15 protein-coding genes are annotated in these 13,671 nt (G+C 74.2%); 14 read left to right on the top strand and 1 reads right to left on the bottom strand.

Features of this window, described 5'->3' with window-relative positions; all coding sequences use genetic code 11:
* The 14 genes from IN07_RS25650 to IN07_RS05420 all read left to right on the top strand — a co-directional run.
* Positions 1 to 647 (top strand): hypothetical protein (locus IN07_RS25650; RefSeq protein ID WP_036334170.1); only part of this gene is annotated, 647 nt, incomplete at its 5' end.
* Between the two features lie 34 nt (positions 648 to 681).
* Complete coding sequence (locus IN07_RS05360) at positions 682 to 1,092, top strand: cobalamin B12-binding domain-containing protein (RefSeq protein ID WP_036334171.1); 411 nt, start codon at positions 682 to 684, stop codon at positions 1,090 to 1,092.
* A 105-nt stretch (positions 1,093 to 1,197) separates the two neighbouring features.
* On the top strand, positions 1,198 to 2,361 hold the full coding sequence (sucC, locus tag IN07_RS05365; RefSeq protein ID WP_036334173.1) for an ADP-forming succinate--CoA ligase subunit beta: 1,164 nt from the start codon (positions 1,198 to 1,200) through the stop codon (positions 2,359 to 2,361).
* An 88-nt stretch (positions 2,362 to 2,449) separates the two neighbouring features.
* Positions 2,450 to 3,328 (top strand): succinate--CoA ligase subunit alpha, encoded by an 879-nt coding sequence (gene sucD, locus IN07_RS05370; RefSeq protein WP_036334175.1) that lies wholly within the window; start codon positions 2,450 to 2,452, stop codon positions 3,326 to 3,328.
* Positions 3,329 to 3,595: 267 nt separating this feature from the next.
* Entirely contained in the window at positions 3,596 to 4,222 is a 627-nt protein-coding gene (locus IN07_RS05375) for a hypothetical protein (protein ID WP_036334176.1), read from the top strand.
* An 85-nt stretch (positions 4,223 to 4,307) separates the two neighbouring features.
* Positions 4,308 to 5,495: a cell division protein PerM gene (locus IN07_RS05380; RefSeq protein WP_052090874.1), complete on the top strand. Its 1,188-nt coding sequence runs from the start codon at positions 4,308 to 4,310 to the stop codon at positions 5,493 to 5,495.
* Positions 5,496 to 5,544: 49 nt separating this feature from the next.
* The gene (gene purN / locus IN07_RS05385; protein ID WP_036334177.1) at positions 5,545 to 6,201 is read left to right on the top strand and encodes a phosphoribosylglycinamide formyltransferase; all 657 of its coding nucleotides are present in this window, start codon (positions 5,545 to 5,547) and stop codon (positions 6,199 to 6,201) included.
* The gene (purH, locus tag IN07_RS05390) at positions 6,198 to 7,748 is read left to right on the top strand and encodes a bifunctional phosphoribosylaminoimidazolecarboxamide formyltransferase/IMP cyclohydrolase (protein ID WP_036334178.1); all 1,551 of its coding nucleotides are present in this window, start codon (positions 6,198 to 6,200) and stop codon (positions 7,746 to 7,748) included. The genes purN and purH overlap by 4 nt, the downstream gene beginning before the upstream one ends.
* Entirely contained in the window at positions 7,745 to 8,368 is a 624-nt protein-coding gene (locus tag IN07_RS05395) for a pentapeptide repeat-containing protein (protein WP_036334180.1), read from the top strand. Before purH ends, IN07_RS05395 begins: the two co-directional genes overlap by 4 nt.
* Positions 8,369 to 8,470: 102 nt before the next feature.
* Entirely contained in the window at positions 8,471 to 9,340 is an 870-nt protein-coding gene (locus tag IN07_RS05400; protein WP_036334182.1) for a bifunctional methylenetetrahydrofolate dehydrogenase/methenyltetrahydrofolate cyclohydrolase, read from the top strand.
* On the top strand, positions 9,337 to 9,663 hold the full coding sequence (locus IN07_RS05405; RefSeq protein WP_052090876.1) for a DUF3017 domain-containing protein: 327 nt from the start codon (positions 9,337 to 9,339) through the stop codon (positions 9,661 to 9,663). Before IN07_RS05400 ends, IN07_RS05405 begins: the two co-directional genes overlap by 4 nt.
* Before the next feature lie 59 nt (positions 9,664 to 9,722).
* On the top strand, positions 9,723 to 10,676 hold the full coding sequence (mdh, locus tag IN07_RS05410; RefSeq protein ID WP_036334183.1) for a malate dehydrogenase: 954 nt from the start codon (positions 9,723 to 9,725) through the stop codon (positions 10,674 to 10,676).
* An 84-nt stretch (positions 10,677 to 10,760) separates the two neighbouring features.
* Entirely contained in the window at positions 10,761 to 11,975 is a 1,215-nt protein-coding gene (locus IN07_RS05415) for an NADP-dependent isocitrate dehydrogenase (RefSeq protein ID WP_036334184.1), read from the top strand.
* A 241-nt stretch (positions 11,976 to 12,216) separates the two neighbouring features.
* Positions 12,217 to 13,095: an endonuclease domain-containing protein gene (locus IN07_RS05420; protein ID WP_052090878.1), complete on the top strand. Its 879-nt coding sequence runs from the start codon at positions 12,217 to 12,219 to the stop codon at positions 13,093 to 13,095.
* Positions 13,096 to 13,166: 71 nt separating this feature from the next.
* On the opposite strand, the gene IN07_RS05425 is transcribed toward IN07_RS05420, so the two are convergent.
* On the bottom strand, positions 13,167 to 13,523 hold the full coding sequence (locus IN07_RS05425; protein ID WP_036334188.1) for a CAP domain-containing protein: 357 nt from the start codon (positions 13,521 to 13,523) through the stop codon (positions 13,167 to 13,169).
* Positions 13,524 to 13,671: the final 148 nt, after the last annotated feature.

Below are 13,671 nucleotides of genomic sequence, written 5' to 3' on the forward strand. Positions count from 1 at the left end.
TCGAGCTCCATCGGGGGCAGGGGTCGACAACCCGGCCGGCGGTCGAGGTGCTGGCCGGCGAGCTGGTGCTCACCAGCTCGGTGGAGACCGCCGCCGGCTGGGTCCTCGGGGTCCTCGCCCTGAGCCTCGCCGTCCTCGCCGGCCTGACCGCCTTCGCCGCCTGGAGCCGCACCGTGATGGACGACGGCGGAGCGCTGGACCCCCTGCGGCCGGTGCTCGCCGGCGCGGCGGCGCTCCTCGGCGTCGCGGCGGTGCTGGCACTGGCGCTGCCCGCGGCGGACGTCCCGGACCGGGTGGTGACCGACCCGCTGACCGGGCTGGAGGTCGTCGTGGAGCAGGAGGGGCCGCAGGCGCTGTTGGAGCGACCCGGGCTGGCCCTGCTGGGCGGGCTGCTGCTGGCCGGCGCGCTCGTGCTGTCCGCCGTCGTCGCGCCGTCGTTGCGGCCCCGGCTCGCCGCCGTCGGCGGTCTGCTCGCCGTCGCCGTCTTCCTGCTGGACAGCGCGCTGACCGGGCTCCGCGATGCCTGGTCCAGTCCCGACCTGGAGTGGACCGTGCCGGGCGCCGGCCTGCTGGTGCTGGCCCTCGGCGCGGTGGGGCTCACGCTGCTGGCCTGGCGCGGGCGGCGCGGTTCCCCCGCTCAGGGGTGACGTGGGCCACCCTCGCGCCCCTAGAGTCGAGGTCGTGGCAGCCGAGCGCATTCGAGTCGTGATCGCCAAGCCGGGCCTCGACGGCCATGACCGGGGCGCCAAGATCGTGGCCCGGGCGCTCCGCGACGCCGGCATGGAGGTCGTCTACACCGGGCTGCACCAGACGCCCGAGCAGATCGTGGACACCGTCGTCCAGGAGGACGCCGACGCGGTCGGGCTCTCGGTGCTCTCCGGCGCGCACATGACGCTGTTCCGGCGGCTCGCCGAGCTGCTCCGCGAGCGGGACGTCGACGACGTCGTCGTCTTCGGGGGCGGGATCATCCCCGACGCCGACCTGCCCGAGCTGGCCCAGCTCGGGGTGGCCCGGGTGTTCACCCCGGGCGCGAGCACCGAGGAGATCGTGGGCTGGGTCCGGGAGCACGTGGGCGTCTCCGCCGAGGCCTGACCGCCTCGTCCGGTGCCCGCCCAGCGGAAGAGACGGGTGAGACGTCCCCCTCGGTCGGAGGGCACCTGACGCGGGCACCCCGGGGGCGGGCTACGGTCCTTGCTCGTGGATCTCTTCGAGTACCAGGCTCGTGACCTGTTGGCCTCGCACGGCGTGCCCGTGCTCCCCGGCGGCGTAGCCGAGACGCCCGAGGAGGCGGAGGCGATCGCCCGCGAGATCTCCGCCCCGGTCGTCGTGAAGGCGCAGGTGAAGGTCGGCGGCCGCGGGAAGGCCGGCGGCGTGAAGCTGGCCGACGACCCTGAGGCCGCCAAGGCGCGGGCCCAGGACATCCTCGGGCTGGACATCAAGGGGCACATCACCCACCGGGTGATGGTCGCCCAGGCCAGCGACATCGCCGAGGAGTACTACTTCTCCTACCTGCTCGACCGTTCCAACCGCACCTTCCTCGCCATGGCCTCGGTCGAGGGCGGCGTCGAGATCGAGACGCTCGCCGTCGAGCGCCCGGAGGCACTGGCCCGGGTCCCCGTCGACGCCTCGATCGGTGTCGACGCCCAGAAGGCCGCCGAGATCGTCGACGCCGCCGGCTTCCCGGCCGAGGTCCGCGACCAGGTGATCGCCATCGCCGTCCAGCTGTGGGACGTCTTCAGCAAGGAGGACGCCACCCTGGTCGAGATCAACCCGCTGGCCAAGGCGCCCGACGGCACCGTGCTCGCCCTGGACGCCAAGGTCACCCTGGACGAGAACGCCGCCTTCCGGCACGGCGAGCACGACGCCCTCGAGGACTCCGCCGCCGCCGACCCGCTGGAGGCCGCGGCCAAGGAGAAGGGCCTCAACTACGTCAAGCTGGACGGCCAGGTGGGCATCATCGGCAACGGTGCCGGCCTGGTCATGAGCACGCTGGACGTCGTCGCCTACGCCGGTGAGGAGTTCGGCGGCGTCCGACCGGCCAACTTCCTGGACATCGGCGGTGGCGCCTCCGCCCAGGTGATGGCCGACGGGCTGGGCGTCATCCTGTCCGACCCGGCCGTGAAGAGCGTCTTCGTCAACGTCTTCGGCGGGATCACCGCCTGCGACGCCGTGGCCGACGGCATCGTCTCGGCGCTGGGCCTGCTCGGCGACGAGGCCACCAAGCCGCTGGTCGTGCGGCTGGACGGCAACAACGTGGAGGAGGGCCGGCGGATCCTCGCCGAGGCCGCCCACCCCCTGGTGACCGTGGTCGACACCATGGACGGCGCCGCCCGCCGCGCCGCCGAGCTCGCCGCCTCCTAACCGTCTTCTGGCCTCGTCCAGAGGCTCGCCCCGAGCTCGCGAGGGGTGAGGAGGACGAGGTCCTTCTACTGAACAGGACACAGCAGAGATGTCGATCTTCCTCACCGAGAACAGCAAGGTCATCGTCCAGGGCATCACCGGATCCGAGGGCCGCAAGCACACTGCGCGGATGCTCGCCTCCGGCACCGCCGTCGTCGGTGGCGTGAACCCCAGCAAGGCCGGCCAGTCGGTCGACTTCGACGGCACGACCGTCCCCGTCTTCGGCTCCGTCGCCGACGCGATGAAGGAGACCGGGGCCGACGTCACCGTCGTCTTCGTGCCGCCGAAGTTCGCCAAGGACGCCGTCCTCGAGGCCGTCGACGCCCAGATCGGGATGGCCGTGGTCATCACCGAGGGCATCCCGGTGCACGACTCGACCTACTTCTGGGCGCACGCCCAGGGCGGCTCCACCCGGATCATCGGCCCGAACTGCCCCGGGCTGATCAGCCCCGGGCGGTCCAACGCCGGCATCATCCCGGCCAACATCACCCAGGCCGGCAAGATCGGGCTGGTCAGCAAGTCCGGCACGCTGACCTACCAGATGATGTACGAGCTCCGGGACATCGGCTTCTCCACCGCCGTCGGCATCGGCGGTGACCCGGTCATCGGGACGACGCACATCGACTGCCTCCAGGCGTTCCAGGACGACCCGGAGACCGAGGCGATCGTGATGATCGGCGAGATCGGCGGCGACGCCGAGGAGCGGGCCGCGGACTTCATCAAGGCCAACGTGACCAAGCCGGTCGTCGGCTACGTCGCCGGCTTCACCGCCCCCGAGGGGAAGACGATGGGCCACGCCGGCGCCATCGTCTCCGGCTCGGCCGGCACGGCCGCTGCCAAGCAGGAGGCCCTCGAGGCCGCCGGTGTGAAGGTCGGCAAGACCCCGTCGGAGGCCGCCCGCCTCATGCGGGAGATCGTCGGCGGCTGACGAAGGACCCCGTCCTCCCCGGGACGGGGCCGAACTGCACCGCTGCTGCCCGGCCTCTCTCCGGAGGGTGCCGGGCAGCGGCGTGCCCGGGGTGCCCGTCGGCGCCGGGACGGCGGAGACTCGCGGGTGCTCGCCCGTACCCGACCGTCCACGCACGAGGAGCCCACGATGACGTCGAGTGGTCCCGAGCCGGCCTGGGCGCCACCGCCCCCGCCAGCGGGCGGACCCGCGGCCGGCCGCGGGTCCGCCCGGAGTCGACTGACGACGATGGACCTCCTGGTGGCCGGGGGAGCCCTCCTCTACCTGCTCGTCGGTCTCCTCCCGTGGGCCTCGGTCACCTTCGACTTCGCCGGCCGGATCACGGCCAGCGGGTACGAGTTCTCCGCACTGGTCGTGCTGAGCGCGCTGTTGCTGCTCGGCGCGGGAGCGTGGGCGGTGCTCCCCGCCGTCCGCCCGGCCCGGGCCGGCTTCCTGCGCGCCGCACCGGCCGTCGTCCTGGCCGCGCTCGCGCTGCTGTGCACGCTCATCGCGTGGCTGCGGAGCCTCGACTACGGCTTCCAGTTCCCCGCGCTGCTGGGCGTCCTCGTCGCCGCCGCCGTGACCGTGCTGGCCGCGGCGTCCCTGCTGCCCGAGCTCCGCGCGTGGTCCGGCCGGCAGGCCGGCCCGGCCGGGGCGCCCACCGGGAGCCGGCCGGGTGCGAGCCAGCCGCTGCAGCACGGAGGGCCGCTGGGCGGACCGCCCCAGTACGGCCGACCGCAGTACGGACAGCCGACGGGCTGGGGACAGCCGCCGTACGGACAGCCGCACCACGGGCAGCCGCGGTACGGGCAGCCTGCCGAGCCCTGGCAGCCGCCGGTCGGCCCCGACCGACCACGGCCTGCAGCTGACCGCTGACCCCCTGCCACGGCCGGGACCGTGACTTGAGTCGCCCCGGCGCGTGCGCCGGGCCAGGCCCCGTGTGCCTTGCGACAGTGGAGGGGTGACCTCCGTGCGGACGCGCCTGCCCTCCGTCGGGTCGGGGGAGCGTCGCACCAGGTTGACCGGTGTCCTGGCCGTGGCCGCAGCGCTGGCCGTGTCGGTCCTGGGACTGGCCGGCCTGACCCTCGCCGTCGTCGTCGTCCAGACCCTGGACCCCGACGGTGGGCTGCCGCTGACGGCCTCCGCGCGGGTGGCCGGTCAGCTGTGGCTGCTCGGGCAGGGCGCAGAGCTCCAGCTGTCCTCGGGCCCGTTGCGGCTCGCGCCGCTGGCGGTGACCGCGGGGATCGCCTGGGGGATCAGCCGGGCAGCAGGGTCGGTGGCGGCTCTCCGGCGGTCGCGCACCGCAGGGGGAGCGGCGGTGGTGCTGGCGGTCGTCGTCGCCGTCCACGTCGCCCTCACCGCCGGCCTGGCGCTGGTCGTCGACGCCCCGGGTGCCTCCGTCGCCCTGCCACGTGCGGTGCTGGGAGCCGGCGTCGTCGCGCTCGTCGCCGGCGGGCTGGGAGTGTTGCGCGACTCGGGCCTGGGCGCGGAGCTCGTCGACCGGTTCCCCGGTCCCGGCCGGGTGGTCCTGCGCGCGGTCGCCGCCGGGACCCTGGCGCTGGCCGCCTGCTGCACCGCGGTGGTCGCGGTGGCCCTCGTGCACGACGTGGCCGGGCTCGGCCGGGTCATCACCGGCCTCGGTGGCGCCGGTGCCGGAGCCGCCGGGCAGGTGGGGCTGAGCCTGCTGCTGCTGCCCAACGCCGTGGCCGCGGTGATGGGCCTCGCCGCCGGCCCCGGCTTCCTGGTGGGCGCCGGGACGTTCGTGTCCACCAGTGGGGTGACGCTGGGCAGCGTGCCCGCACTGCCGCTGCTCGCCGCGCTGCCCGACACGCAGGCGGTGCCGCTGCTGGCCTTCCTCTCCCAGGCCCTGCCCGCGGTGGCGGGCCTGGTCACGGGTGCGGTGGTCGGTCGTCGACTCGGGGACGACGACGGCGGCACGGTGATCGCTGCGCTGTGGGGCGTGGTCGCCGGGCTCGGTGTCGGGGTGTGCGCCGGGCTGTGGGTGCTGGTCGCCGGGGGTCGGCTCGGCGACGCGGCGCTGGCCGAGGTGGGTGCGCCGGCGCTCGCCACGGGGCTGGCGATCGCCGCCCAGGCGGCCCTCGCTGCGGCCGTGGCCGCCGCCGTCAGCCGCTGGCGCTCGCGGGGCTGACCCCGGCCGCGGTCGGCCCCGCCGGAGGTGACGGCTAGGGTTGGCGAACGTGTCCGCCGACGCGACCGCCGTCCCGCGGTCTGGCCCTGATCGGGCCCGCGTCGTGGTCCTGCTGTCCGGGGCCGGCACGCTGTGCGCCGCGCTGCTGGCCGCCACCGCCGCGCCGGGGTACCCCGCCGAGGTCGTCGCCGTCGGCTCCGACCGCGCCGACGCCCCCGGGCTGGCGCACGCGCGCAACGCCGGCGTCCCCACCTTCGTCCTCGCCCTGCGCGACGCCCCCGACCGGGCCGGCTGGGACGCTGCGCTGGCCGCGGAGCTGGCCCGCCACCGGCCGGACTGGGTCGTCTGCGCCGGCTTCATGAAGCTGCTGGGCCCCGCCGTCCTGGGTGCGTTCGGTGGCCGGGTGGTCAACACCCACCCGGCGCTGCTGCCGGCCTTCCCCGGCGCCCACGCCGTCCGGGACGCCCTGGCCGCCGGCGTCCCCACCACCGGCGCGACCGTCCACCTCGTCGACTCGGGCGTCGACACCGGCCCGGTGCTCGCCCAGCGCCCGGTGCCGGTGCTGCCCGGGGACGACGAGGAGCGCCTGCACGAACGGATCAAGGACGTGGAGCGGGAGCTCCTGGTGCAGACCCTGGCCGGCCTCGTGGTCCAGGCCGCCGGACTGCCCCCCACCGACGCACCGACACAGGAGAGCACCCGATGAGCGACCGCACCCCCGTCCGCCGCGCCCTGCTGGGGGTCTACGACAAGAACGGCGTCGAGGAGCTGGCCCGTGGGCTGGTCGACGCCGGGGTGGAGCTGGTCAGCACCGGCGCCACCGCGGCCCGGATCGCCGCCGCAGGTCTGCCGGTCACCCCCGTCGAGCAGGTCACCGGCTTCCCCGAGTGCCTGGACGGTCGGGTGAAGACACTGCACCCGGCGGTGCACGCCGGGATCCTCGCCGACCGGCGCCGGCCCGAGCACGTCGCCCAGCTCGACGAACTGGGCATCGCCGCCTTCGACCTGGTCGTGGTGAACCTCTACCCGTTCAGCGACACGGTGGCCTCGGGCGCCTCGCCCGACGAGTGCATCGAGCAGATCGACATCGGCGGCCCGGCGATGGTGCGCGCGGCGGCGAAGAACCACCCCTCGGTCGCGGTCGTCGTCGACCCGGGCCGCTACGACGAGGTGGTCGAGGCGGTCGGGGCCGGCGGGTTCACCCTGGCGCAGCGCCGGGAGCTGGCGGCCGAGGCGTTCCGGCACACCGCCGCCTACGACGTCGCCGTCGCCTCGTGGATGGGCAACGTGCTCGCCCCGGACGACGCGAGCGGCTTCCCCGAGTGGGTCGGCGGGAGCTGGGAGCGCGCCGACGTCCTCCGCTACGGCGAGAACCCGCACCAGGGCGCGGCTCTGTACCGCAGCGGGCAGTCGGGGCTGGCCGACGCCGAGCAGCTGCACGGCAAGCAGATGTCCTACAACAACTACGTCGACACCGACGCCGCCTGGCGGGCCGCGCACGACCACGCCGACCCGTGCGTGGCGATCATCAAGCACGCCAACCCCTGCGGGATCGCCGTCGGCGCCGACATCGCCGCCGCGCACCGCAAGGCGCACGCCTGCGACCCGGTCTCGGCCTTCGGCGGCGTGATCGCCGCCAACCGTGAGGTCGACCTGACCCTGGCCGAGCAGATCTCCGAGGTCTTCACCGAGGTCGTCGTCGCCCCGTCGTTCACCGAGGACGCCCTCGGCGTGCTGACCGCGAAGAAGAACATCCGGCTGCTGCGCATGCCAGAGGCTCCTCGGTTGTCGGTGGAGCTGCGCGCGATCAGCGGCGGGCTGCTGCTGCAGACCGCCGACCGGATCGACGCCCCGGGCGACGACCCCACCAGCTGGACGCTGGCCGCCGGTGCACCGCTGGACGCCGCCGGGCTGGACGACCTGGTGTTCGCCTGGCGGTCGGTGCGCGCGGTGAAGAGCAACGCCATCCTGCTCGCCGCCGACAAGGCCACCGTCGGGGTCGGCATGGGGCAGGTCAACCGGGTCGACTCCGCCCGGCTCGCGGTGGCCCGGGCGGGGGAGCGCGCGACCGGCTCGGTCGCCGCCTCCGACGCGTTCTTCCCCTTCGCCGACGGGCTGCAGGTGCTGCTGGACGCCGGTGTGCGGGCCGTGGTGCAGCCGGGCGGGTCGGTGCGGGACGAGGAGGTCGTCGCCGCCGCGCAGGCCGCCGGGGTGACGCTCTACCTCACCGGCACCCGCCACTTCGCGCATTGAGGCCGGATCCGCAGCCCCCGGAGCCGGACACGGTCTGGGAGGACGAGGACCTCGCGGGCGTCGACTGGGACTGGGCGCGGTTGGAGCGCGTGACGTTCATCGACTGCCGCTTCGACGACGCCTCGATGGCGGAGCTGGTCACCAGCCGGTGCGTGTTCGAGCGTTGCGTCCTCACCGGCGCCGCGCTGTCGGGCTCCAGGCACGAGGGGACGGCGTTCCTCTCCTGCCGGTTCGACCGGGCGAAGCTGTCCAACGTCACCTGGACCGGCTGCAAGCTGACCGGCTCGCAGTTCCCCGGTGCCACGCTGCGGCCGATGACCTCGGAGGAGTCCGACTGGTCCTACGTGTCGCTGCGGGGTGTCGACCTGTCCGGCGTCGACCTGGCCGGCCAGAAGCTGACCGAGGCCGACCTCACCGACACCGACCTGACCGACGCCGACCTGACCCGGGCCGACCTCCGGCGGGCGCGGCTGCAGTCCACCCTGCTGCGCGGGGCGGACCTGCGCGGAGCCGAGACCGACGGCGTCAACTGGCGGGGGTTCGACCCCACCGGCGTGCGCCTGGACCTGGTGCAGGCGGTGCTGTTCACCCGCTCCCACGGCGCCCTGGTGGCCGACTGAGACCTGCGGTCGGCCGGGGGCGTCGCCCCACCGGACGGCTGGTCGGTCAGCGGCCGGTCACGTCGAGCCCCGGGGGCGGGCGCATCGGGCAGACTGCACCACGTGGCAGCGACGACTCTCGACGGCAAGGCGACCGCGGCGACGATCCGGGCGGAGCTGACCGAGCGGGTGGCCGCCCTGGCCGCTGCCGGGCGGCGGCCGGGCCTCGGCACCCTGCTGGTCGGCGACGACCCGGGCAGCCGCTGGTACGTCGGGGCCAAGCACTCCGACTGCGCCCAGGTCGGCATCGCCAGCATCCAGCGGGAGCTGCCGGCCACCGCCGACCTCGCCGAGGTGCTCGCCGTCGTCGACGAGCTCAACGCCGACCCCGCCTGCACCGGCTACATCGTGCAGCTGCCCCTGCCGCGCGGCATCGACGAGAGCGTCGTGCTCGAGCGGATCGACCCGGCGAAGGACGCCGACGGCCTCCACCCGGTCAACCTCGGCCGGCTCGTGCTCGGCGTCCCCGGGGCGCTGCCCTGCACGCCGGTCGGGATCGTCGAGCTGCTCCGCCGCTTCGACGTCCCGCTGGCCGGTGCGGAGGTCGTCGTGGTCGGGCGCGGCATCACCGTCGGCCGCCCGCTGGGCCTGCTGCTCACCCGGCGCACCGAGAACGCGACCGTGACCCTGTGCCACACCGGCACCCGGGACCTGGCCGCGCACACCCGCGCGGCCGACGTCGTCGTCGCGGCGGCCGGCGTCCCGGGGCTGATCACCGCCGACATGGTCAAGCCCGGGGCGGCCGTGCTGGACGTGGGGGTCAGCCGGGTCGACGGCAAGATCGCCGGCGACGTCGCCGCGGACGTGCGGGAGGTGGCCGGCTTCGTGGCCCCCAACCCCGGTGGCGTCGGCCCGATGACCCGGGCGATGCTGCTGGCCAACGTCGTCCTCGCCGCCGAGCAGGCGGCCGGGCTCGAGGTGCTGACGGCATGAGCCGGCGCGCCGGCGGGCCGGCGCCCGACCGGTCGCCGCTCTACCTGCGCCGACCGCTGCTGGCCGGCTTCCTCCGGCAGTGGCCGCTGCTGACCGTCATCGTCATCGCCGGGGTGGGCCTGCTGCTCGTCGCCGGTGACCGGTGGCGTCAAGGGCTGGTCGTGATGGGGCTCGCCCTGGTCACCGCGGCCGCGCTGCGGTTGCTGCTCCCGTTGCGTCGCACCGGCTTCCTCGCCGTCCGCAGCCAGCGCGTCGACGTCGCCCTGACGGGGTGCGCCGGCGTCGCGCTGGTGGCCATGGCACTGAACATCCCGCCGACCTGACCGGCCCGGAGCGGCCCCCGCATGGCCGGACGACGCCGCCCGGGGCTAGGTTGGCGGGCATGGCAGATCGGGCCCGGAACGGCAAGGTGACCGTGGTAGGTGCCGGCTTCTACGGCTCGACGACTGCGTTGCGGCTGGCGGAGTACGACCTGTTCGAGACGGTCGTGCTCACCGACATCGTGGAGGGCAAGCCCGAGGGGCTGGCGCTGGACATCAACCAGTCGCGCCCGATCGAGGGCTTCGAGACCCAGGTCGTGGGGGTCGGCGGCGGCTCGTACGCGGGCACCGAGAACTCCGACGTCGTGGTCATCACCGCAGGGCTGCCGCGCAAGCCCGGCATGAGCCGGATGGACCTCATCGAGACCAACGCCGGCATCGTCCGCCAGGTCGCCGAGAACGTCGCGCAGACCTCTCCGGACGCCGTGGTCATCGTCGTGTCCAACCCGCTGGACGAGATGACCGCGCTGGCGCAGCTGGCCACCGGCTTCCCGAAGGCCCGCGTCATGGGCCAGGCCGGGATGCTGGACACCGCGCGGTTCAGCAACAACGTCGCCGAGGAGCTCGGCGTCCCGGTCGGCTCGGTGCGCACCCTGACCCTCGGTTCGCACGGCGACACGATGGTCCCGGTGCCCTCCCGTTGCACCGTCGACGGCAAGCCGCTGGCCGACGTGCTGGCCGCCGACCGGATCGCCCACCTGGTCGACCGCACCCGCAACGGCGGGGCCGAGGTCGTGGCCTTGCTGAAGACCGGCTCCGCCTACTACGCGCCGTCGGCCGCAGCCGCCCGGATGGCCCGCGCCGTGATCGAGGACAGCGGCGCCGTGATGCCGGTGTGCGCCTGGGTCGACGGCGAGTACGGGATCTCCGGGGTCTACCTGGGGGTCGAGGCCGAGATCGGCCGGGAAGGTGTCCGGAAGGTCGTCGAAGGCGACCTCTCCGACAGTGAGCTGGCCGGCCTGCGCGAGGCCGCCGAGGCGGTACGCGCCAAGCAGGCCGACGTAGCCGACCTCTGAGGGAAGGACCCCGCTGCCCTCCACCGCTCGCACGCGCGCGGTGGGGCCCTGCAGCGGGGCCATGAGCGCACAAAGGAGAACGACGTGAGCAAGATCAAGGTCGAGGGCAAGGTCGTCGAGCTCGACGGCGACGAGATGACCCGGATCATCTGGCAGTTCATCAAGGACCAGCTGATCCTCCCGTACCTGGACGTCGACCTGGAGTACTACGACCTCGGGATGGAGAACCGCGACGCGACCGACGACCAGGTCACGGTCGACGCGGCGAACGCCATCAAGCAGCACGGCGTGGGCGTCAAGTGCGCCACCATCACCCCGGACGAGGCGCGGGTCGAGGAGTTCGGCCTGAAGAAGATGTGGCGCTCCCCGAACGGGACGATCCGCAACATCCTCGGCGGCGTCATCTTCCGCGAGCCGATCATCATGCAGAACGTGCCGCGGCTGGTGCCGGGCTGGACGAAGCCGATCATCATCGGCCGTCACGCCTACGGCGACCAGTACCGCGCCACCGACTTCACGTTCCCCTCCGCGGGCACCCTGAAGGTCGTCTTCACCCCCGAGGACGGCGGCGAGCCGATCGAGCGCGAGGTCTTCCAGGCCCCCGGCGCCGGCGTCTCGCTGTCGATGTACAACCTCGACGACTCGATCCGCGACTTCGCCCGGGCCTCGCTGAACTACGGGCTCAACCGCGGCTACCCGGTCTACCTCTCGACGAAGAACACGATCCTGAAGGCCTACGACGGCCGGTTCAAGGACATCTTCGAGGAGGTCTTCCAGGCCGAGTTCAAGGAGCAGTTCGACGCGGCCGGGATCACCTACGAGCACCGGCTGATCGACGACATGGTCGCCGCCTCCCTCAAGTGGGAGGGCGGCTACGTCTGGGCCTGCAAGAACTACGACGGTGACGTGCAGTCCGACACCGTGGCCCAGGGCTTCGGCTCGCTCGGCCTGATGACGTCGGTGCTGGCCACTCCGGACGGCAAGACCGTCGAGGCCGAGGCCGCGCACGGCACGGTCACCCGGCACTTCCGCCAGCACCAGCAGGGCAAGGAGACCTCGACGAACCCGATCGCGTCGATCTTCGCCTGGACCCGGGGCCTGGCCCACCGCGGCGTGCTCGACGGCACCCCCGAGGTGACCCGGTTCGCCGAGACCCTCGAGCGGGTCTGCATCGAGACCGTCGAGAGCGGTCAGATGACCAAGGACCTGGCGCTGCTGATCTCCAAGGACGCCCCGTGGCTGACCACCCAGGACTTCCTGGCGGCCATCGACAGCAACCTGCAGAAGGCCATGGCCTGACGACAGCTGTCGTAGCAATGGCCTGACGACAGCAGTCGTAAGCAAGGGCCTGACGACAGCTGTCGTAGCGCAGAACGGCCCCCGTGACCTCCGGTCACGGGGGCCGTTCTGCGTCGTGGGGCGGTGCCGAGATCGGGCTGCTGGTTGCCTCGATCCCTTCGAGGCAGCCACCAACCCGAGGTGATCACCGCCCTGTGGACGACCCCCACGCCGGGCAGGCTGGTCGGGGCAGGCTGCCCCGGTGCCGATTCCCCCGTACCGCCCTGCGGTGTTCCACGGGCGGGTCTTCCGTGGCAGCTGGGCGATCGAGGTCGGCCTGCTGACCCGGGCGCAGCTGCGGAGCTCGGCATGGCGCCGGCTGCGCCAGGACGTCTACGCCGACGCGACGCTGCCCGACACCCACCGGCTGCACGCCCGTGGCGCGGCGCTGCGGATGCCCCGGGGCGCCGTCCTGGGTGGGCGGAGCGCTGCGGACCTCCTCGGGGTGCGTGACGTGGCGGGCGCGGGCGACCCGGTCGAGGTGGTGGTCCCGCTGGGCACCCGGTGGGACCCGGAGCCGGGGATCGTCGTCCGGGCGGCGCACCTCGACGGTGCCGTGTTGACCCGCGGGGACTTCCTCCGCTGGACGACCGGCCTGCGGACGGCGGTCGACCTGGCCCGGTTCGCGCCGCCGGAGGAGGCGGTCGTCCTGCTCGACCAGCTCGTGCACGCGCGGGTCGTCGACCTCGCCGAGGTCCGGGCGGCGGTGAGCGCACTGCCCACGTGCCGCGGGTCGGCTCGGGCCCGCCGGGCAGCAGCGGCGGCGGACGGGCGGGCGGAGTCGCCCCAGGAGACCAGGGTGCGGCTGCTGCTGGCTGCGCACGGGCTGCCCGCACCGGTGGCGCAGTTCGAGGTGCGCGCCGGTGGGCGCTTCCTGGCCCGCGTGGACTTCGGCTGGCCCGAGCACCGGGTGGCGCTGGAGTACGACGGGGTCTGGCACGACGGACCCGGTCAGTTCGTGCGGGACCGGCAGCGGCTCAGTGCACTCGCGGCCGCGGGCTGGCGCGTGCTGGTCGTCACCGCGGCCGATCTGCACTCCCCGGAGCTGCTGATCACCCGGCTGCGCGCGGCCCTGCGGTGATCACCTCGGACTGGTGGCTGCCTCGACCACGGCGAGGCAGCCATCAGCCCGATCTCGGCGGGCGCGGACGCTCAGGCGCCGAAGAGCTGGGTCCACCACGGGCCGCCGGAGCCGGTGGCGACGCCGACACCCAACGTGCGCAGTTGGCAGTTCAGGATGTTCTGCCGGTGCCCGGGGCTGGACATCCAGGCGGCCATCACCGCAGCTGCGTCCGGCTGGCCGGACGCGATGTTCTCCGCCCGGGCGTACCCGATCCCCGCCGCGCGGGCGCGGGCGAAGGGATCGAGGCCCTCGGGCGTGACGTGGGAGAAGTAGTCGCGGTCCCGCATGTCGGCGCTGTGCGCCCGGGCCACCGCGGCCAGGCCGGCGTCGGCGCTCACGGCGGCACAGCCGGCAGCGGCCCGCTCGGCGTTCACCAGCGCGAGCACCTGGCCCTCCGGTCCGGGCGCCGCCGCCGGTGCGGCAGGCGCCGGAGGAGCAGGTGCGGCGCGGGCCGGAGGAGGCGGTGCGGCGGGGGCCGGAGGAGGCGGTGCGGCGGGGGCCGGGGGAGGCGGTGCGGCGCGGGCCGGGGGAGCC

It is taken from the genome of Modestobacter caceresii (assembly GCF_000761485.1).
Taxonomy (GTDB): Bacteria; Actinomycetota; Actinomycetes; order Mycobacteriales; family Geodermatophilaceae; genus Modestobacter; species Modestobacter caceresii.